21 protein-coding genes and 2 pseudogenes are annotated in these 18,102 nt (G+C 66.2%); 5 read left to right on the forward strand and 18 right to left on the reverse strand.

Annotated features, from left to right (window positions below):
* Positions 1 to 11: 11 nt before the first annotated feature.
* Positions 12 to 515 carry a hypothetical protein gene (locus ABLG96_RS07890; RefSeq protein ID WP_353650815.1) on the reverse strand — a complete coding sequence of 168 codons (504 nt, stop codon included), beginning with the start codon at positions 513 to 515 and terminating at the stop codon, positions 12 to 14.
* Positions 516 to 979: 464 nt separating this feature from the next.
* Here ABLG96_RS07890 and ABLG96_RS07895 point away from each other — a divergent pair, with 464 nt between their 5' ends.
* On the forward strand, positions 980 to 1,573 hold the full coding sequence (locus ABLG96_RS07895; protein ID WP_353650816.1) for a hypothetical protein: 594 nt from the start codon (positions 980 to 982) through the stop codon (positions 1,571 to 1,573).
* A gap of 136 nt (positions 1,574 to 1,709) precedes the next feature.
* On the opposite strand, the gene ABLG96_RS07900 is transcribed toward ABLG96_RS07895, so the two are convergent.
* The 3 genes from ABLG96_RS07900 to ABLG96_RS07910 form a co-directional block, all read right to left on the reverse strand.
* Positions 1,710 to 2,045, reverse strand: a complete 336-nt coding sequence (locus ABLG96_RS07900; protein ID WP_353650817.1) for a cupin domain-containing protein — start codon at positions 2,043 to 2,045, stop codon at positions 1,710 to 1,712.
* A 191-nt stretch (positions 2,046 to 2,236) separates the two neighbouring features.
* Entirely contained in the window at positions 2,237 to 2,992 is a 756-nt protein-coding gene (locus tag ABLG96_RS07905; RefSeq protein WP_353650818.1) for a DUF899 family protein, read from the reverse strand.
* Positions 2,989 to 3,807: an alpha/beta hydrolase gene (locus tag ABLG96_RS07910; protein WP_353650819.1), complete on the reverse strand. Its 819-nt coding sequence runs from the start codon at positions 3,805 to 3,807 to the stop codon at positions 2,989 to 2,991. Before ABLG96_RS07910 ends, ABLG96_RS07905 begins: the two co-directional genes overlap by 4 nt.
* Positions 3,808 to 3,927: 120 nt before the next feature.
* On the opposite strand from ABLG96_RS07910, the gene ABLG96_RS07915 reads away from it, so the two are divergent.
* Entirely contained in the window at positions 3,928 to 4,587 is a 660-nt protein-coding gene (locus tag ABLG96_RS07915) for a helix-turn-helix domain-containing protein (protein ID WP_353650820.1), read from the forward strand.
* Between the two features lie 377 nt (positions 4,588 to 4,964).
* On the opposite strand, the gene ABLG96_RS07920 is transcribed toward ABLG96_RS07915, so the two are convergent.
* The 4 genes and pseudogenes from ABLG96_RS07920 to ABLG96_RS07935 form a co-directional block, all read right to left on the reverse strand.
* Positions 4,965 to 5,639, reverse strand: a complete 675-nt coding sequence (locus tag ABLG96_RS07920; protein WP_353650821.1) for a haloacid dehalogenase type II — start codon at positions 5,637 to 5,639, stop codon at positions 4,965 to 4,967.
* The gene (locus tag ABLG96_RS07925) at positions 5,636 to 5,989 is read right to left on the reverse strand and encodes a zf-HC2 domain-containing protein (RefSeq protein WP_353650822.1); all 354 of its coding nucleotides are present in this window, start codon (positions 5,987 to 5,989) and stop codon (positions 5,636 to 5,638) included. Before ABLG96_RS07925 ends, ABLG96_RS07920 begins: the two co-directional genes overlap by 4 nt.
* 453 nt (positions 5,990 to 6,442) lie before the next feature.
* A pseudogene (locus ABLG96_RS07930) lies at positions 6,443 to 6,679 on the reverse strand (CpaF family protein); the annotation flags it as partial.
* Positions 6,680 to 6,928: 249 nt separating this feature from the next.
* A complete protein-coding gene (locus ABLG96_RS07935) occupies positions 6,929 to 7,708 on the reverse strand; it encodes an SDR family oxidoreductase (protein ID WP_353650823.1) in 780 nt (259 codons plus the stop codon).
* Positions 7,709 to 7,788: 80 nt separating this feature from the next.
* Between ABLG96_RS07935 and ABLG96_RS07940 the strand changes: the two genes are divergently transcribed.
* Positions 7,789 to 8,373 carry a TetR/AcrR family transcriptional regulator gene (locus tag ABLG96_RS07940; protein ID WP_353650824.1) on the forward strand — a complete coding sequence of 195 codons (585 nt, stop codon included), beginning with the start codon at positions 7,789 to 7,791 and terminating at the stop codon, positions 8,371 to 8,373.
* 68 nt (positions 8,374 to 8,441) lie between these two features.
* Here ABLG96_RS07940 and ABLG96_RS07945 read toward each other — a convergent pair whose 3' ends face one another.
* Both ABLG96_RS07945 and ABLG96_RS07950 read right to left on the reverse strand, forming a co-directional pair.
* Positions 8,442 to 10,196 carry a CocE/NonD family hydrolase gene (locus ABLG96_RS07945; RefSeq protein WP_353650825.1) on the reverse strand — a complete coding sequence of 585 codons (1,755 nt, stop codon included), beginning with the start codon at positions 10,194 to 10,196 and terminating at the stop codon, positions 8,442 to 8,444.
* A gap of 197 nt (positions 10,197 to 10,393) precedes the next feature.
* Positions 10,394 to 10,681 carry a hypothetical protein gene (locus tag ABLG96_RS07950; protein WP_353650826.1) on the reverse strand — a complete coding sequence of 96 codons (288 nt, stop codon included), beginning with the start codon at positions 10,679 to 10,681 and terminating at the stop codon, positions 10,394 to 10,396.
* 114 nt (positions 10,682 to 10,795) lie between these two features.
* Between ABLG96_RS07950 and ABLG96_RS07955 the strand changes: the two genes are divergently transcribed.
* Positions 10,796 to 11,395 (forward strand): TetR/AcrR family transcriptional regulator, encoded by a 600-nt coding sequence (locus ABLG96_RS07955; RefSeq protein ID WP_353650827.1) that lies wholly within the window; start codon positions 10,796 to 10,798, stop codon positions 11,393 to 11,395.
* Between the two features lie 302 nt (positions 11,396 to 11,697).
* Here the strand turns inward: ABLG96_RS07955 and ABLG96_RS07960 are convergent, their stop codons facing one another.
* The 7 genes and pseudogenes from ABLG96_RS07960 to ABLG96_RS07990 form a co-directional block, all read right to left on the reverse strand.
* On the reverse strand, positions 11,698 to 12,309 hold the full coding sequence (locus ABLG96_RS07960) for a GPP34 family phosphoprotein (protein WP_353650828.1): 612 nt from the start codon (positions 12,307 to 12,309) through the stop codon (positions 11,698 to 11,700).
* Positions 12,310 to 12,389: 80 nt separating this feature from the next.
* Positions 12,390 to 12,794, reverse strand: coding sequence for a RidA family protein (locus ABLG96_RS07965; protein ID WP_353651425.1), 405 nt, complete (start codon positions 12,792 to 12,794; stop codon positions 12,390 to 12,392).
* Between the two features lie 10 nt (positions 12,795 to 12,804).
* On the reverse strand, positions 12,805 to 13,125 hold the full coding sequence (locus ABLG96_RS07970; RefSeq protein ID WP_353651426.1) for an NAD(P)H-binding protein: 321 nt from the start codon (positions 13,123 to 13,125) through the stop codon (positions 12,805 to 12,807).
* A 38-nt stretch (positions 13,126 to 13,163) separates the two neighbouring features.
* Positions 13,164 to 13,610: pseudogene (locus tag ABLG96_RS07975) on the reverse strand (NAD(P)H-binding protein); the annotation flags it as partial.
* A 43-nt stretch (positions 13,611 to 13,653) separates the two neighbouring features.
* The gene (locus tag ABLG96_RS07980) at positions 13,654 to 14,490 is read right to left on the reverse strand and encodes an ABC transporter permease (RefSeq protein WP_353650829.1); all 837 of its coding nucleotides are present in this window, start codon (positions 14,488 to 14,490) and stop codon (positions 13,654 to 13,656) included.
* Positions 14,487 to 15,410: an ATP-binding cassette domain-containing protein gene (locus ABLG96_RS07985; protein WP_353650830.1), complete on the reverse strand. Its 924-nt coding sequence runs from the start codon at positions 15,408 to 15,410 to the stop codon at positions 14,487 to 14,489. The genes ABLG96_RS07980 and ABLG96_RS07985 overlap by 4 nt, the downstream gene beginning before the upstream one ends.
* Positions 15,411 to 15,679: 269 nt before the next feature.
* Positions 15,680 to 17,059 carry an alpha/beta hydrolase gene (locus ABLG96_RS07990; protein ID WP_353651427.1) on the reverse strand — a complete coding sequence of 460 codons (1,380 nt, stop codon included), beginning with the start codon at positions 17,057 to 17,059 and terminating at the stop codon, positions 15,680 to 15,682.
* Between the two features lie 22 nt (positions 17,060 to 17,081).
* Here ABLG96_RS07990 and ABLG96_RS07995 point away from each other — a divergent pair, with 22 nt between their 5' ends.
* Positions 17,082 to 17,336, forward strand: a complete 255-nt coding sequence (locus ABLG96_RS07995) for a hypothetical protein (RefSeq protein WP_353651636.1) — start codon at positions 17,082 to 17,084, stop codon at positions 17,334 to 17,336.
* Positions 17,337 to 17,377: 41 nt separating this feature from the next.
* Here the strand turns inward: ABLG96_RS07995 and ABLG96_RS08000 are convergent, their stop codons facing one another.
* Positions 17,378 to 18,097 carry an ABC transporter permease gene (locus tag ABLG96_RS08000; protein WP_353650831.1) on the reverse strand — a complete coding sequence of 240 codons (720 nt, stop codon included), beginning with the start codon at positions 18,095 to 18,097 and terminating at the stop codon, positions 17,378 to 17,380.
* Between the last annotated feature and the right edge of the window lie 5 nt (positions 18,098 to 18,102).

The following is an 18,102-nucleotide window of genomic DNA, read 5'->3' on the forward strand; positions in this document are numbered from 1 at the left end:
TCGAGCCGCGCTCAGCGAAGGCAGCTCGGGTAACGCATCATTTCAGGCGGGGCCACTTCAGTCGATGGAGCCGCAGCCGGGGAGGGGATGTCGGGGGCTGCGGTGACGGTGGAGCCAGGGGTTGCGCCGTCGGTGAGTTCCGAGGCAGAAATCGACATGTCTTCCTGCTGGAGGGGAAACAGGACCAGCTCCCCGTCGACGTAATTGAATCGAAGACTGCAGCGCACGTCTTCACCTGAGGCGCAGCCGACGGTGTAATCGACTGCGGCGAAGGGGAACTCCCTGATGGATGACTCCATGTACTCGGCCACCCTGACGGGTTTTCCGCCGTAGATCTCCATGAGACCGGCCATGAGGTTGGGCTGCTGTGACGACGGATCCTGTAATGCGGAAGGCGCTGGGAGCTCGTTCTTCTGCAGGGCGTTCGCCACGTTCAGACCGAGGGCACGGAACTCGTCCGAGGGGGTGCCGTGCTCACCTTCCGAGTAGATGACTGCGGTCGGTGGATCGAGCACGAGTTCGGGGGAGGGCGTGGGTTCGGGTGCGATGCGCTGGGCGGGTCGGATGAGCCGGTGCGCTGCAGCCAGGGCGCTGTTCCTGCCACGCTGTCGGAGGTGAGCGTTGAGAATCGATCTGCGGAGGTAGGCGGTCGTCGATTCGACGTTCCGGGGGTTGCTTGAGGAACATCTCGATGGAGCTCTGAGTGAGGTCCCAGAAGTGTTGGCCGCGAGCAGTTCTCCCGACCGGCGGTCAGCGGACCTGGCCAGATGGCGCTCATTCCGTCGCCCGGCCGGCTGCCGCCGCGTTGGATCTGCCGAGGAACACATCTTCCTGAACGGCATCCTTGTTGATCCACTCATGCGAGCATGTCTGCACCATCGCACAGGGGGTTCAGATGACCACGGCCATCGAGCAAGACACTGGCGCGCCGGCATCGGCCGCGCCCCCGAGGCGGAGCCGGCGTCGCGTGTGGGCTGCGGTGATTGTCGTCGTGATCCTGCTGGCGGGTGCGACCACCTGGTATGTGTTGGCGCACAACCGTTCCCGTGCGATCGCCGCCGCGAACGTCCTGGATCCGAATGGCTCGTTGTCCGGGATCTTCTTCCCCGACCCGCGGGACGAGGCGGCCGTCCGGGTGACTGCCGACGACTTCGAGGAGTACAGCCGTACCGTCCCGATGCGCAAGGGTGAGCCGATGACGATCCTGATGATCGTCACCAACGAGAGTGAGTACCCGGTGACGGTGCGTGGCTCGAGCGATCCCGGTCGTCTGATCGTGACGACAGCGACCGAGCCCGAGGACGCCCGTGGTGGCGCCGTGAATTGGCAGGAGCGCACGTTCGCCCCTGATGTCACGATCGCGCCCGGCCGCTGGCACTACCTGCGAGCCGAGTGGACGGTCGAGCAGATGTGCCTCGCCATGGGCAAGGGCGCCGGTCTGCAGCTCTCCGACTTCCGGGTCAACACCCTCGTCGACGGCACCCCTCGGATCGTCGAGGTGACTACGACTCCGATCATCCGGGCCGTGTCGGAATCCGACGACGAGCCGGCCAGCTGCGCCGGCCGGTCGTGATGCTCGTCGAAAGTCCTCCGAAGCCAGATGAGAACAGCTACCGCTTCGAGCAGCCGCATCCGGCACAGCTCTTCGTTCGAGAAACCGGGATGTCGGACACCGGGTCATCCTCGCCTGAAGGATCCGGGCCGGGGGATTACGACGTCCGCTTCACCACCGTCAGCAGTACAGCGGCGGCATCCAATGCTTCCAAGCTGTGACGAGAATCCGGAATGATCAGCAGATCCCCGGGCAAACCGACCCAGGAGTCCTTGCCGGCCATGAGGCGTACTCGGCCGACGAGAACCTGCAGCGTGGCTTCGCCGGGATTCTCGTGCTCACTCATCGCTTGACCCGCGGCCAACGCAATCAGGGTCTGTCGGAGTTGATGCTCGTGCCCGCCGAACACCGTGGATGCGCTACGGCCACTGGACGCGCGGTGGGCAAGCTCCAGCTGGTGACGCGCCAGCGCGGTGAGGGACATCTTCAGCATGTTGTCTCCGTCAAGATCCGGCGGCCAGAATGTCAGCAGCTGAGCTTAGATCGTCCACCAGGCTCCATTGGGACGTTCACCGCTCACTGCGACGAGCCACCTGGATCTGGTCATCGAGATGGACCACCTCGTGATCCGTCGCTGCACCCATTGAGCGACCCGTCCTGCCGTGGGTCTGCCCACCGGAGGTCTCAGGGGCGCCCAGGCGCCTCGGGCGAGACAGAGCCGGCGTCGATGACGGCCCAGTGCGCCGTTGGCCTTCCGTCGGTCCGCCACTGGTGTTGGCCCCGGGGTAGACGCGGCCAGCCGTCAGGGCTGTCCTCCCAGGGTTCCTGTCGGCCGAACGCGGTGAGATCCATCAGCCCGTAGCTCCACAGCTGGGTTTCTGCGCCTCGTCCTGTCGTCCAATACGTCTCGTAGACTCCGCCGTCGTCGTCGCGTAGGTAACAGGCATGGAATCCGAAGTGGCGGCCGGCGATGAGTTCAGGGGATTCGCGGGCGGAGTACCAGGGTGTGATGTGGCCGAGGAATTCGGCGTAAGGACTGCTCTCCTCGTAGGTTCCCTCGCTGAAGATGGCGAGCGTGATGTCGCGCGAGTGCAGGTATTCGGGTCGCTGCATCTGTGAGGCACAGAATGTGCATCCTTCGCACTGGTCCGGCCAGGGTTGGCCGTCGTGCCACATGTGGAAGTACGCGATGAGCATCCGGCGTCCTTCGAACGCGTCGAGGATGGGGATCTCTCCGGCGGCGCCGACGACTGTCGTGGTCGCGGGTACTGCGACCATGGGGAGTCGGCGACGTGCAGCGGCGATCGCGTCACCCTCACGGGTGTGCGCCTTTTCGCGGATCAGCAGCGTATCCAGCTCGCTCTGCCATGTACCGCGGTCAGCGATCGGTGGCAGCACGCGCGCGAGCACGGGTTCGAGCGGCAGCCGGCGGGAGGTCATCGCGTTGCCTGCGGTGTCGTTCGTCCCGCTGTCCTGCTCGTCGTGCGGGACTCCAGGAAGTCATCGATCGTCTCGACGATCACGTCGTCGGCGATGCCGTGCCATTGGCCCGGAAGGATGCGCAGGTCGACGTCGGGCAGGGCGTCGCCGAGCTCGCGAGCCCAGTCGAGCAGATTGGGCGCGGTGTGATCGCTGGCCATGAGCAGGGCAGGCGTCCGTAGCGCAGCGAATTGTCGTGCCGTGGTGCCCGGCAAGAACCTCAGCTCATGCAGCATCGTGGACGCGTTCTCGATGTCCTCGTCGGTGAGGGGCGAGAACTGGGCTCGGATCTCCGCGGGGATGCCGGTGATCTCCACGTCGAACCACTCGCGGGCCGTGGCTCGATCTGTGTGCAGCCTGCGTTCGGCCTCCTCCAGCGGTCCCAGGTCGGGATCGGATACCAGCGGTGGCTCGATCAGCAGCAGCTGTGAGCCACCCACACCCGCGTCCGCGGCCAGGAGTGCAAGCGTGGCGCCTGAGGAGAACCCGTAGACCGAGGCGCCCGGGCCGACGAGACCGAGCATGCAGTTCAGATCCTCGAATTCCCGCTCCACCGAGTAGGGCTGCTCGGTTCGGGATTCGCCGGTGCCCCGGCGGTCGTAGGACAGGACGCGGTAGTGACTCGACAGGGCGCTGGCCAGCCCAGGCTGTTGCGGGCGTGACCGCGACGACATAACACCGCCGACCATGACGATCGCGGGGCCCTCACCTTGCTGCGTCCATGCGATCCGGGAGCCATCGGCCGACACCGATGTCCGGGACACTTCACCACTCATGCCACCCTCCTCTCGGTAGTATGGTTTTCATAGTTCAACGGAGACCGTACCTGAGGAGACGTGCTGATGGCCAGGGCCACTTATGCGGAGCTGGGTGACGCCTGCGCCACTGCCCACGCGATGGAACTGATCGGCGGGCGGTGGTCCTACCCGATCCTGCGTGAGCTGATGTTGGGCCCCAAGAGGTTCGGCGCCCTGCTCGAGTCAGTGCGTGGTATCACGCCTGCCGTATTGACCAGCCGCCTGCGCGAGTTGTCGCAGTCCGGACTGATCTGTCAGAAGGACGAGTTGGACCCCGCCGCGTTGCACGCCTACGCGCTGACGGACTGGGCGCTCACACTCGCGCCGATCCTGCGTGAGCTCGGCAGGTGGGCTCAGTCCTCACCCGTGCGCAGCACCGAAGGCGGCCTCACCCCCGACGCCGCCGTACAGGCGATGATCACCCTGGCCGCCGGCACCGCCCCGAGCGCGCCCGTGCGGCTCGAACTGCGTCTGACTGACGACCGGGTTGCGTCCGGCGGTGAGCACACGTATGGGATCGAGTGGAGCAGGTCCGCCTTCAGGGGTGAGCGCGGGCCGCTCGCTGACGCGCCGGCCGTGGTGCGCTGTGACTCCAGCACCTGGGCTCAGGTGCTGTTTGCCGGGCTACCTCTCAGCGCGAGCGGGGCTGTCACGAGCGGCGACGAGGCCACGATTGCGGTCCTCATCGACACTTTCCGCACCCGCATTGCCGCTACCGCTGAAGACTCCCGTCACGCCCGAGACACGCGGTTGGGTTGAGCAGGCCTCGGGTGATCAGGATGACCGAAGTCAGCACCGAGATCGCTGCTTGCCTCACCGACCGAACAACGGATCTCGTCGCACACCGTGCAGCGATCCGCCAGCGGATCAGCCCGCCTGAGCTGACGTGGGCCCCAATCCGGTCGCGCGCAGCACCCCTCCTCCCTGTCGGGTCGCTGCCGCACCGTGTTGAGCCTTGGACCCGTCAGGTACGTGCCGGTTGCAGCCTGCGCCGACCGGTACGGCCCACTCAGGTGAGGCGAGTCACTCGAGATCGACAACGAACAGTGCCGATCGTGGATCGGGGCCAGGCAGATCGATGAAGGGTTGCTGTTCGACCCGGTACCCGGTAGCTGCATTCCCCGGCCCGAGGGACCTCAGGTCCTGATCCGGCGGGCGAGGTCGTCCAGCCCCGACACGGTCATCGTCGGAGCGGTGAAACAGCTCGGGTACGGCGTCCCCGTGCGGTTGACCCAGGCCGCCTGCAACCCGGCGCGCCGAGCACCATCGATGTCCCACGGGTGCACCGCGACGAGCAGCATCTCCGCGGGCTCCACCCCGCACGTCCGCGCCGCGTATGCGTACGCCCCTTCGGCCGGCTTCCACACGCCGGCATCGTCCACCGAGAGCAGCCTTTCGAACTCGTCCCGCACTCCGGCACCGGTCAACAACCGGTCGGCGACCTGAACGGCGCCGTTGGTCAACGTGACCAGCCGGTGGCCCGCGGCGCGGAGTGCGCGGATCCCGTCCGGCACGTCCGGATGTACACGCAGCTCGGCGAACCCACCCATGACGTGGTCGACGGCGGCGTCCACATCCCGGTTCAGCGGGACCCCGTGCAGCACCGTCCGGAGACTATCGGCGGCCAGCATCGCGAATGGCTCACACGCTCCGACGGCGGTCAGTGCGAACCCGTCCCGCAACACCCCGGCGAACCACACCCGCGACAGCTCCGGCGGCGCGCCCACCTCGGTGAAGCGGCCACCCATCGGGCCCAGGTCCGACAGGGTCTCGTTGACATCGAACACCACAACCAACGGTCGAACGGTCATTGGGGATCAATCCTTTCGGTTGCAGAGCCGAGCCGAGGCGGGGCGGACATCTGTCGGGCCCTCACCCGTTTCGGCGAGTGGGTACGGACGTTCGGGTTGCGGACCGACGTGTCTCGGGACGCCGCTCGCCGGTCACGGCCGTCCTCCGGAGCCTCCAGGTCGGAGACGAACGCCCGCAGTAGGCTGACGGCGGCCGCGTCGACCTCGCCCGGTCCGATGGAGGCGATGACCGTCTTGATCGCCCGGTGGGTGCTGGCCTCAAGGCCGCAACGCCGGCAGAATTCCAAGTGGGAGTTCACGATCGCCGCGGTCCGGTCGTCGACCTCCCCGTCCAGGTAGCTCTGCAGCACTCTGGCGGCCCGATAGCGCTCAGACCGGGTCAGCCGGACGTCAACATTTTCACATCGCCCTCCCTTGGGGTAGGGAACCGGTGGCGACTCGATCCGCCGCCAGCAGTGCTCGACGACACTCTAGGTCCGCATCAGCTAGCTGAGTCATCGGCATCAATCGATCCTGGACCGAGGGTGGAACCCGGGCAGGGTCGCAAGGTTGCGGGCGGTCATGGTCACTAGCCTCTGTGCGACGTCTGCCGGCTCGCCCAGCGCCCACACCCGGCAGCCCAGGATCATGCCGGACACGACATGGCCACTGACTCCCGGACTTGCAGGGAACCCTCGCGGGTCGCGGGGTGGAGTGCGAACGCGGCCTTCGTTTCGATCCGGGTGCCGTGTCCGGGCGCAGCTCGAGCCGGTTGCGGACGGGGTGGATCTGCCCTGGTGCCGACCGGTTCCGGTCCGGGTGCCCGCGAGCAGGCCGGGTAGGTCGTAGCCGGCGCGCTCGAATCGGTCGGGGTGCGGGGGATAGCCCTGGGCCCGAACGAGTCGACCGTCGATCGTGGTGAAGATGTCGGCCGTCTCGACGACGCCGGCCTCGACGCGGCCGGGCAGCGCCACGATCTCGCGGATGCGTCGGGATCCGTCGTGCTCCATCCCGATCTGCACCACCAGGTCGATCGATGCTGCGACGGTAGGCACGACGAACAGACGTCTTGGGTAGATAGCGACGGAGGCGCATTTCCAGCGTACCGCGCGGTGATGTCGCTGCGCAGATCAGGGCGGGGCAGGGGGCGAGCGCCCTGATCTGCGTGCGTAGTCGTTGGGAGACGGCCGCTCGCAGAACGATTGGAGTCGGCGATCAAGGGACGCGATTGCCTGCCTGCGCCCGGCGAGTCGGAAGACGAGGTCATCGCCCTCAGTTGGCTCTCAACCGCTATGCGTCTTGGTTTGCGGTTAGACGACGGGGAGTTCGCCGCCGTCGATGCTCAAATTCACCCCGCTGACCCACTGAGCTCGGTCCGATGCGAGGAACGCAACTGCCTCGGCGATGTCCCGCGGGTCTCCGGGCCGACCGAGCGGAATGTTGGCGGTGATCTCGGCCAACGGGACGCCTGCTGCGTCGGCGAAATCCTGGCGGATAGCGTCCGCGCCCGGAGTCAGCACGTTGCCGGGAGAGACCGTGGTGACGCGAATCCCGGCGGGGGCGAGTTCGAATGCGAGCGCTTTGCTGTAGGCGTTGAGGGCGGCCTTCGCAGCGCCGTAGTGGGCCATCGGCGGCGTAGGAGTGAGCGCCGTCATGGATGAGATGTTGACGATCGCGCTGCCCGCCCCGGCCTCATGGAGCGCAGGCAGCAGCGCGTTGGTCACCCGCACCGCGGACATGAAGTTCAGGGCGAGGGCGTCGAGCCATTCCTCGTCGGGGATGGACGTGATGCCACCGAGATGGGTGCGGGCCGCGCCAGCGTTGTTGATCACGATGTCGGCGCCGCCGAGTTCGGCGAGCGCTGCCGAGGCGAACTCCTGCGCGCCCGCCAGCGTGCTGATGTCTCCTGCGATGAAGGTGGCACTCTTTGGCGTCTCGTCGGTGGCGGTCCGTGCCGTCGCGACGACGTTGGCGCCGCCGTCGAGCAGCCGTTGTACGACGGCGGCCCCGATTCCGCGAGAGCCTCCCGTGACGATTGCGCGTTTTCCGGCGAATTCGGTTCTGTCTGCTGGAGCTAGGGTTCTGAACATACGGTCCAGCATAACGCAGTTTTGGACCGGACGTCCAGAAATTATGGACCGGCGGTTCAGAACGAGGTAGCTTTGTCAGCATGGCGCGACCACGCAAGTTCAAGGAACAAGATGTCCTCGTTTCCGTCTACCGGCGGTTCAACGAGACCGGCTTCCACGGGACCTCAGTCGACGATCTGTCTACTGCTACAGGGCTCAGCAAGGGCAGCCTCTACGGTGCGTTCGGCGACAAGGAGGCCCTGTTCGAGCGAGTGTTCGACGCCTACTGCACGACAGCTGAGAGGAGCGTCGCCGACCTACTCGAAGGCCCTGAAACCCTCGCACTCGATCGCCTTCGCACCTGGCTGCAGCCTTCTCAGGACGACACGGATCGACTTGGCTGTCTGCTGGCCAAGGGCACGGCTGAACTGGCCTGGGAGAACGACACCATTGTGACCCGGTCGCTCGCGGCGTTCGAAAGCCTGATCGACAGCTGCCGACAGGTGGTCGAGCAGGCTCAGCGTGCTGGACGCCTCGACCCAGCCGCCGACGCTGAGCTGCTGGGCGGGCTGATCGTGAGTACACATCGCGGACTTGAGGCGCTCGCGAAAGCAGGGGTCAGCGTCGAGATGAGAAATCGCATCGCCGACGCTGCGATCGATAGCCTGCCGGTGCCCGTTGCCTGACCTCGACACGATGCCGTCGGTTGGTGGTGATGGTGGCGCCTCGGCCTTGGTGGCCGAGGCGCCACGGATCACCCGGTGCTGGCCGGGATGGTGACGGTGGCGGTGCCGGTGGGCAGTTCTCCCGTCTTCTGCGCCAGGTAGACGTCCAGGTACGGGGAGCGTCCGCCGGCGGTGGGGGTGTCGTCTGCGGGGTTGTCCAGTGCGACGCGGAGCTGTGCACGGGTGACGGTGATCCGCTTCTGTGACGGCGTGCCCAGCCAGCCGTTACCCGGCCCGAATTCGGCCGACAGCGGGAAGGGGTCCGGAGTGATGGTGCCGATCTCCACGGCGAGGGAGTGCCCGGCGGCCAGGGTCCAGTCGGTCGACCTGAGATCGAAGTTGGTCCGGCCCGAGCTCAGCAGGGAAACCTGCTCGTCGAAGATGACGGCGGTGCCGTCCGGGGCGACGTCGTGCAGCTTGACCATCACGTTGCCCTGACCGACGGCGTTCAGCGAGATCCGCGGGGTGCCGGTGATCCGAGTTGCCTTGTCCAGCGGCTCGGAACGTGTGATGAAGCTGTTCTTGGAGTCGGTCCCGCTCTCGCGGCCGTCGTCGAGGTAGGAGCCACGGCCGACGGGAAGGGTGACCCGGGAATCCGCTGCCGGCCAGGTGTCCTGGGCCCGCCAGGTTCCGGTGCTGTCCTGGATGGAGTACGCCGGATACTCGCTCGTCGGTGCGATGCCCTTGAGGTACTGGTCGTAGAAGGACATGACCTCGGCGAACCAGCCCTCGCGGCCCATCTCGAGCTGCCCGTCCGGGGTGCGGTCGTTGCCCCGCACGTGGTCCCACTGCCCGAGCCACCCGCGCTCCGGGCCTTGGTGATTAGCGAGGAATTCCTGCATCCCTTCGGCTTCGGTGTTCCACTCGATGAATCCTTGGGTCACGAAGAGCGGAGTGTCGCTGCCCTTCGCCTGCCGAGAGAGGTCCTGACTGCGCCAGTACTCGGACTGCGGATCACTTGTCCTGGCATCCACCGAGTTCTTCTGCAGACATTCCGGGTGTGTGAGCTCGTAGCCGGCGTTGGCCAGGTATCGAGGTTCGTCGTCCGGCATCTGCGGGCTCGCGGCGCTGGCGTTGTAGACGTTGGGAACCTCGACGATGGTCGTGCGGGGCACGCCGTTCGATCGGAAGTTCCGGGACACGTCCCAGATGGGTTCCTGGGCGACGACGGCTTTGAGCGCGTCCTGGTCCAGATTGTTGCCGACCAGGCCGGTGATGGCGTCGTAGGATTTTCCGTACATCCCCACTGAGCCGGTGGACCACCGCTGGTCGGCGGACCAGTCGATCGCCGCCCGGACGTCGGCCTGCTGTCCGCGACCGGCGAGCTCCAGACATCCACTGGACCCGCCGAAGCCGCGCGAATCGACCATGACGAGGGCGTACCCGCGGGCGAACAGGTCTGCATCCTCGATCAGGTCGGAGAAACGGTCGGAGGGACCGGTGTGGGTGAACCCCTCCGGATAGTTCTGGCCGGCGTGGCCGTAGTACGAGCCGACGGACAGGATGACGGGAACCTTCTCGCCCTTCACCAGTCCCTCCGGCAGCAGCACGTCGGCATGCAGTTCGGTGTCGGAACCATCCGAAGACGGGAAGTAGTGCTGGGTCCAGGAGGCGCCTTCGGGAACCCGGTCGTTCTGTGCGTGGGTGACTGCGATGACGTCACTGGCGACGGCTCCCGACGTCGGTACCGCTGGTCCTGCAGCGCCTGCGGCAGCGGCGCCCGTCAGTGCGCAGGTGGCCATTAGGACTGGTGCGGCCCAGAGTGCCGTTCTCGATCGGTTCATGTGGTTCTCCTGAGGGTGTGGGGGACGCCGAGGATCGGCGAAGATCGATGTGGATGTCAGACGGCACCCGGCCGTACGGGCACTCTCGACCCCGCACCGCGTGAGTGGGGTCATGTCGCGCAGGGGACCGCGGGGACCGCGGGGAAGGCGGGACCTCCACCGCCGCAGGCACTAGCAGGGCGCCCCCGGTTCGACACTCACTCCGTCCCGGATCCTGTGTACTGGATCGGAATCAGTGCGATGACCTGGAACATGATGATGATGACAACGGCGCCGACGGCCGGTGAGCCACGTTCACCGGTGAAAAGCAGGGCGAGCGGCAGGACAGGCATCAGCACCACACAAAGGATCGCGAGTCTGTTCCGGGAGAGCAGGAGTGCGTTCCTGCGGATCAGGCTCGCAGTCCGACGGATCGAGAATCGCGCGGCGGCGGGCACTTTCCCCGGCAAGCGTGTGAGGGGGTCACCGCGGGCGATCGTGGCCATCGTGGGGCTCCTGTCGGATACGAACCCGGTCCGGTACGCACCTCTGACGATACGAGCCGTCTCGTCTCCCGTCAAGACGGCTCGTCTCGTCTCGTGGCGTTGTACGATGGGGTCATGTCAACTCCCGCGCCGCCCGACCCCACTCGGCGTAACGAACGCTGTCGTCGCGCCATTCTTGACGCAGCGACCTCGCTGATCAGCGAGCTCGGCTACGACCACGTCTCGATCGAGGCGATCGCCAAACGCGCCGGTGTCGGGAAACAGACGATCTACCGTTGGTGGTCATCCAAGGGTGCCGTTGCGCTCGAGGCATTGGATGAAAGCCTCGCCACAGTGGTCGATTACCAGGACACGGGTGACATAGTGGAGGATCTGCGCCACCACATGGGCGGAGTCACGCGAATGATCAGCTCAACCCAGATCGGTCCGGTCATCCAAGGGTTGCTCTCCGCGGCCCAATCCGATCCCGACCTCTCCCGCGCGCACCTTGCGAAGGTCATCGAACCGGCCCACACCGCTTGGCACGAACGGATCACTCGCGCACAGCGCAACGGCGAACTGCGCGCGGACGCCGACCCCGACGCGCTCATCGACATGCTCTTCGGCGCCATGTACTTCCGCCTGCTGCTGCACACCCGACCGTCCGAACCCGGGCAGGTCGACGATGCCCTGGACATAGCATTCCGAGGAATCCGCACCGTGCCGCAGCCATAGGAAGCCGACCCGTTCCGCGAAAGTCTCGGAGCCTGCGACAGCCGCTGCTGCAACAAGTATCGCCTTGCTCGCACCGGTGGCAAGGGGTCGCCGGCGGTAGCAAGTACAAGCCTGGCGAGGTAGAGCCGAGGTGACGTGGCCACCTGCTGGATGAGTCGCTGACCTCTTTCATCCGACGGTGGATCCGAAGCCGCCGTCGGCGCGTCCGCCTGGGACTGCACGGTCAGCGTTCTGCTTTCAGTGCGGCCGCTACAGCGCTGGAACCTGCCAGGGAATTGGCCGCGTCGGTACGCGTCAGGGCGTCACCGACGGCTCGGGCTGCCCAACAGGCACTCTCGAGTTCCTTGCCACGGACGAAGACTCTGCCGGACCAGGAGATTGCCCGGGTGGAACTGCGGGAGCGTGCCGGTCGCGGACAGGAGCGCGACCAGCGTTGCTTCCCGGGCGTTCTCCGGTTCCGCGCCGTCCTCGAGGACGGCGCGAACCGCTTCCAACATTGCAGCTTCGTGGAGCGGGGCGTTCGTCGGCAGGCGGCTGGTGGTGAAGATCTTCAACCACTTCCTGGTCTCGCGGCGGAGCACTCCGCGGTGCAAGAGCCGGTCGAGCACGATCGACCGCAAGTCAGCACCGATCTCGAGTAGGAGCGTTTGTATGCCGCGCGGTCGTTCGGCAATCTTCTCGTAAGCTCTGCGCAGCAGCGGGTCGCTGACGTGTGCTTCGCTGACCGCACTGACCTTCAGGCCGTGGAACACCGTTTGCTCCGCTGTCCGGACATGGCCTGCCAGTGCCAGTTCGGCGATCACTGCTCCGCCCAGCGCGTAGTGCAGCGTTCCCTCGCCGGCGATCGTCCCGGTCTCGTCGTCGAGCAGGAGTAGCAGGAGGTCCTCGACGATCAACAGGTTCGGCTCGTTCATTGTGCTTTTCGTCTTCGTACTGCGTGTCGCTCGGGGTCGTTACGGAGCGAAGTTCTCTGGTGGGCAATGGGTTCGGTGCGTCAAGGCAGGACTGCGGTCACCTCAGCCTCGATGAGGATCTCGGGTTGGAAGAGCATCTGGACGCCGATGAGCGATGCCGGGGGAGTCGTGATGTCGAACTCCTGTGCTGCTTGTCCGACTCCGGCGTTGAAGGCGTCGAACATCTCCGGTTGCCATCCCGCTGCGTACCAGGTGATCCGCACGACGTCGGAGAACGTGGCTCCGGCGGCCTCGAGCGATGATGCAATGTTGCGGTACACCTGTGCCACCTGCCCTGCGAGATCTCCTGGGGCAACGAGCTGTCCATTGGGGTCCCAGGCGACCTGGCCGCCGATGTGCACCTGGCGACTCCCGGTCGCGACGGCAACATGGTGGCCGAACGCGACGATCACCTGCGGGTCGGGATTGATCAGTCGTACTGTCATGCTCTCTCCTTCAACGGACGTTCGCTCGGATGGACTCTTGAATGGGGGTCGAGCCGGTGGTGAGCTCGAGGATCTGCCTGCCGATGCGGGGTTCGTGGAGTAGGCCGAGCAGGGTCTGCGCGACGTCGTCGCGGGTGATCTGGCTGTGCAGTTCAGCGGGTCCCAGGGATACTGTACCCGCCGGTGGACCGTCGACCAGCAGGGACGGACGCAGGATGACCCAGTCCAGACCGCTGCGGCTGAGCGCGACGTCCGCTTTCTTTTCAGGGCGAAGTAGTACTCGACCGCCGCATCGAGGTTCCGCTCCCGCCAGGACTCGGGAAAGACCGATACCAGGGTGAAACGCTTGACACCGGAACGCTTCGCCGCCGCGATCGCTGTCGCGAGACCGTCTCGGTCGATGCTTCTGGTGGTTTCCTCATCGCCGCCGTTCGAGCCTGCGGTGAAGACGATCGCGTCGACATCCTTGAGCATCGATGCGAGCTCCGTGGCGGTCAGGCGCGCGAGATCACCGAGCTCGGTGTGGATGCCCCGCAGGGAGAGCCGAATCTGTTGGTCGACTTGGCGAACGAGGCCCCGGACGGTCGCACCCTTGGCTCTCAACTTCTGCGCCAGGAGGTCGCCGATCTGGCCGCTGATCCCGATGATGAAGACGTTCACCGTGTGCCCGGTTCCATCGAACGCGTTCCCCGCCGTGCGTCCAGTCGGCGACGCCTGGTGAGCACTCTGCGTGCGAGCGGCGCCGATTCTCGCGGGATGAGCAACCGGCTGGCTGCGACCCCGCCGGATGCGGATCCCCACCAGTGCGTTTCGCACGCGGGCGGCACTGCTGGATCGGAACGGTCACCCCCCGTCCCGCTCACGCGTCGCGGGCCTTGAGCCGCCATGCCGCACCCCCGACGAGGACGGCCGTGAACGCGGTCAGGACCAGGAACCCGGTCAACGGGGACAGCGCGTTGGTGACACCGTCGGCTCCGCCGAACATCGCGCCGCCGGCGTTGGAAGGCAGGTACTGCAGGAAATGGTCACCGATGGACGCGGGCAGGGCCTGGGCGACGAGGGGGACCATGACGAACACGGCGACGTAGGTGGAGATGCCGGCGGCGGTGTTGCGCAGTAGCGATCCCAGCGCGACGCCGATCAGCCCGGCCAGGGTGACGTACAGCGCTGCGCCGACGATCTTGCCCACTGCGCCGGGTGCGGACAGGCTGACACCCAGGTTGTCGCTGCTCATCATTGCCTGACCGGCGAGGAAAGCGACGAGGCCGGCGATCAGGGTCAGCAGGAACGTCACGCCGGCGAAGACGGCCAGTTTGGCCCACAGCACGGGCAGCCGCGCGGGGATGACGGCGAGCGTGGAGCGGATCATGCCGCTGCTGTATTCGGCGGACATCAGCATCACCCCGAGGATTCCCAGGGCCAGTTGGCAGAACAGGATCCCGTAGAGGCTCGTGTCGGTGGCGTCGAAGCCGTACCGTTCGGCTTCGCTCACGGACTTGTATTGGCCAGGGACGGCCGCGGAGAAGAGCACTCCGGCGCCGATCGTCAGGACGGCCGCGATCAACAGGGTCCAGATCGTGGATCTGAGGCTGCGGAACTTTGTCCATTCCGAGGCGATGACCCGAAGCTGGGAGGTCCGCTGGCCCGTCGGCGGGGTCCTCGGCCGGTCCGGTCGGGTGGGGGTGTGGGTGCTCATGCCGACACCTGAGCCACGTCGGTGGCGCGGTACTCGACAGAGTCGTGGGTGAGTTCCATGAATGCTTCTTCCAGGGATGCCTGTTGGGCGGTCAGTTCGAAGATCGGCAGGTGCGACCGCCAGGCGATCGTGCCGATCTGTTCTGCGGTGAGGCCCTGCACCTGCAGGAGGTTCGGTTCTGCGCTGGTCACTGTGATGTGCGGGCCGAGCAGGTGCTCACGTAGTTGGGTGGCCTCCGGAGTTCGGACGATGACCGACTGGTGGGAGGAGCGGGCGACGAACTCGGTGACGCTGGTGTCGGCGATCAGCCTGCCCCGGCCGATGATGACCAGACGTGTTGCCGTCAGGGCCATCTCGCTCATCAGGTGCGACGAGACGAAGACGGTGCGTCCCTCGGCGGCTAGGGATTTGAGCATGGTGCGGATCCACAGCACACCCTCAGGGTCGAGCCCGTTGACGGGTTCGTCCAGCATGACGACCTTCGGGTCACCCAGTAGGGCGACGGCGACGCCCAGTCGTTGACCCATGCCGAGGGAGAACCCGCCGACGCGCTGGGCGGCGACCCCGGTCAGGCCGACGATGTCGATGACGTCGTCGACCCGCCGGCGGCCGATGCCGTTGGTCTGCGCCAGTGCGATCAGGTGGTTGCGGGCCGACCGGCCCCGGTGGACGGCGGTGGCCTCGAGCAGGATCCCCAACTCGGCCATCGGTGCCTGTGCCGACCGGAAGGTGCTGCCGTTGACCCGGATGGAGCCGGCGGTGGGGGCGTCCAGTCCGGCGATCATCCGCATCGTGGTGGACTTGCCGGAACCGTTCGGGCCCAGGAACCCGGTCACCGTCCCGCTGGGCACGGTGAACGTCAGATCGTCCACCGCGAGGGTGTCGCCGTACTGCTTCTTCAAATTCTCGACTTCGATCATCAACTGCTCCTTGGGGGAATGGATTCGGGCCCCTGAGGCCCACTGGTTTAACTGATCTCCGTCGCGGGGAGGGGAGTGGGTAACCCCTCCGTGACGGTGAACGGTGCTGCGGTTGAGGAGACACTCGGCCGTCGCGGTACACGCAAACCTGGCCGGAGTGATCAGCAGCACTGCGGTTGGTCAGCGGAATGCGTGGTGAGTTCTTGTGCCACATCGGGTCCCCGCGAGCAGGCGCTGCCTACGGGGGCCGAGGCGGCACGGGAGGATGCCTACTTGCCCTTCCCACAGGCGACGTCGTTGGCCGGACGCTGCCCGGTGAGGAGGAACTTCGTGGCGATGCTGTTGGCGCATTGGTTGTCCAGGATCAGGTAACCCAGGTGTCCGCCCTGATCGGCGGTCACCATCCTGGCTCGGTCGCCGAGGGCTTTCCGCATGTTCAGAGCCCCGGCGAGCGGCGTGGCCGGGTCGCGGAGGTTCTGCACCATGAGTACGTTCGACGGACCTTCATCGGTGATGGTCACCTGTGGCTCGATCGGTTCGGACGGCCAGAACGCACACGGCGTGATGTTGGCCGCGGCCGCGCCGAACAGCGGGTAGCGCTTCCGGTCGGCGGCGACGTTGCGCTGGTAGCCGGCCACCGACTCCGGCCAGGCGGAGTCGTTGCAGATCACGTGCATCTGGCTGGCGAGGTAGTTGTCCGCCGGCACGTCGGTGGTTGCGGTTGGTGCGTCGGCAGCGGGCGGCACCGGCAGCTTCTTCCCTGCGTCGAGTGCCTGCCAGATATCGGCCAGCGCCGGGAACTCGCTGTCGTAGTAAATCTTGGCGAACGAGAGCTGGCGGAACAACCTGCCGTCTACGCCCTGCAAGCTCGGCTTCGCGTCCAGTTTCGCCGCGATGTCGAGGTACGTCGCCCTGACCTGTTCCGGTGTCCGGCCGAGGCCGTATTCGGGGTGTGCGGCGGCGAACGCTGCGAAGTCGGGAAACCTGTCCTGGAAACCCTGGCCGACCATCCGCGAGAATTCAGCGTCCCACCCGTGCGGCCCGGTGACGCTGTCGATCAGGATCCGGTCGCTGCGATCCGGGAACATGGTCGTGAACACCGCTCCGAGATAGCTACCGTAGGAGTGTCCGAAGTAGGACACTTTGTTCTCGCCCAATGCTTCCCGAACGCGGTCCAGGTCGCGCGCCGTGTTCGCGGTGGTGATGTATGGCAGCACCGACGCCGACGACGAGGATCCGCACGCCTTGGCGATTTCAGCTGCGGCCTTGGCGTCGCTGGCGACATCGGCGGCGTTGCGCGCATAGGGCGGGATGTTGCTGAATGTCTGCGCCGGGTCCAGGTCACAGGTGACCGGCGTGCTGTGACCGACGCCCCGCGGGTCGATCCCGATGACGTCGTAGGTGTCCAGCACGCTCTTCGGAAGCCCCAATTTCCGCAGCCCGGCAGGGAAAGCCAACCCCGCGCCACCCGGACCCCCGGAGTTGGTGAGCAGCACGCCGTGACGCTGGTCCGGATTCGTGCTGGCCAACTTCGAGATGGCGATCTTGATCGTCCGGCCGCCAGGATTGCGGTAGTCCAACGGAACATCGAGAGTCGAGCACTGCAGACTTTTGTCCTTCACGTCTGCAGGACACTTCTCCCACTTCAGGCTCGGTGCTGCCGTCGTCGCGGTGGCGGTGTCCGAGCTGGGGGTGGATTCCGGCGGGGACGCGGATTCCGGGGCAGGCGGCGACGAGGTGGCCACGGAGTCCGGGGCAGGCGACGACGAGGTGGCCACGGATTCTGGCGCGGTCGACGACGGCGAGGTGGCCACGGATTCCGGCGTCGACGCGCCTGTTGAGGTGCACGAGGCCAGTATCGCCAGCGAGAGAGCAACGGGAATGGTGGCGAAAATCTTCTTGTTCATGATGGGCCTTAGGAGTTGATCTATTGGAGTGTGTGCGGGTGGTGAATTTCTCGACGGAGCTCAGCGACGTGGTTCCCAACGGAACATCCGACCCGCCAAGGCGACCGCCACCAGGACCCACGCCAGGGTTGGCAGGAGCAACAGCAGCGATTCGCCGAGCGGCGCGCCACCGTTCCAGGCTTTGGAGACCAGTTCGGTCGCCGCGCCACCCGGCAGCAGACGCTTGAGCAGCGCCAGGTCCTCGGTGCCCGCGATCCCCACGTAGCTCGCCACGGCGATCACGCCCAGGGTGATGGGCAGGGTCGTCACCTGGGCGTGCTCAGGCGAATTCGTGAGGCCGGCTGTGGCCAGCGCGAGGGCGAGCATCATCGCGACCGTGGCGATGACTCCCACGACCAGCAGCGGGATGTTGGCCGGTCCACCGGTCACCACGCCCAGCACGGTGAGGATCACACCGATCTGGACCAGCGCGATGACCGAGAGCGGCAGGACCAGTCCGGCCAGGATTCCGCTGTCGCTCGCAGCGGTGGAGCGCAGCCGTTTGAGGAACAGGTTCTGGCGACGGGAGGCGAGCGTGGTGACTGCGGTCGAGTAGAGCCCGAACGCAGCGATGGTGAACATGACGACGGCAGCGATGTACCCGAGGCTGCCGATCTTGGTGAACAGCTCGTGCTGGTAGAGGAAGAAGGCACTGATGGCCAGGGGCATCACGAGGCCGGTGAGGAACACCGCGCGATTGCGGAAGAGCTGGATCAGTTCACTGCGAGCGATGGACAGCATGGGAA

It is taken from the genome of Nakamurella sp. A5-74, from assembly GCF_040438885.1.
GTDB lineage: Bacteria > Actinomycetota > Actinomycetes > Mycobacteriales > Nakamurellaceae > Nakamurella.

Bases quoted from the DNA above. Each gene is read 5' to 3' on its own strand.
- ABLG96_RS07965 (WP_353651425.1), bottom strand. From the start codon at position 12,794: ATGACAGTACGACTGATCAATCCCGACCCGCAGGTGATCGTCGCGTTC.
- ABLG96_RS08000 (WP_353650831.1), bottom strand. From the start codon at position 18,097: ATGCTGTCCATCGCTCGCAGTGAACTGATCCAGCTCTTCCGCAATCGC.
- ABLG96_RS07905 (WP_353650818.1), bottom strand. From the start codon at position 2,992: ATGACCTCCCGCCGGCTGCCGCTCGAACCCGTGCTCGCGCGCGTGCTG.
- ABLG96_RS07980 (WP_353650829.1), bottom strand. From the start codon at position 14,490: ATGAGCACCCACACCCCCACCCGACCGGACCGGCCGAGGACCCCGCCG.
- ABLG96_RS07915 (WP_353650820.1), top strand. From the start codon at position 3,928: ATGGAACTGATCGGCGGGCGGTGGTCCTACCCGATCCTGCGTGAGCTG.
- ABLG96_RS07985 (WP_353650830.1), bottom strand. From the start codon at position 15,410: ATGATCGAAGTCGAGAATTTGAAGAAGCAGTACGGCGACACCCTCGCG.
- ABLG96_RS07910 (WP_353650819.1), bottom strand. From the start codon at position 3,807: ATGAGTGGTGAAGTGTCCCGGACATCGGTGTCGGCCGATGGCTCCCGG.
- ABLG96_RS07960 (WP_353650828.1), bottom strand. From the start codon at position 12,309: ATGAACGAGCCGAACCTGTTGATCGTCGAGGACCTCCTGCTACTCCTG.
- ABLG96_RS07945 (WP_353650825.1), bottom strand. From the start codon at position 10,196: ATGAACCGATCGAGAACGGCACTCTGGGCCGCACCAGTCCTAATGGCC.
- ABLG96_RS07920 (WP_353650821.1), bottom strand. From the start codon at position 5,639: ATGACCGTTCGACCGTTGGTTGTGGTGTTCGATGTCAACGAGACCCTG.
- ABLG96_RS07950 (WP_353650826.1), bottom strand. From the start codon at position 10,681: ATGGCCACGATCGCCCGCGGTGACCCCCTCACACGCTTGCCGGGGAAA.
- ABLG96_RS07935 (WP_353650823.1), bottom strand. From the start codon at position 7,708: ATGTTCAGAACCCTAGCTCCAGCAGACAGAACCGAATTCGCCGGAAAA.
- ABLG96_RS07900 (WP_353650817.1), bottom strand. From the start codon at position 2,045: ATGCTGAAGATGTCCCTCACCGCGCTGGCGCGTCACCAGCTGGAGCTT.
- ABLG96_RS07955 (WP_353650827.1), top strand. From the start codon at position 10,796: ATGTCAACTCCCGCGCCGCCCGACCCCACTCGGCGTAACGAACGCTGT.
- ABLG96_RS07940 (WP_353650824.1), top strand. From the start codon at position 7,789: ATGGCGCGACCACGCAAGTTCAAGGAACAAGATGTCCTCGTTTCCGTC.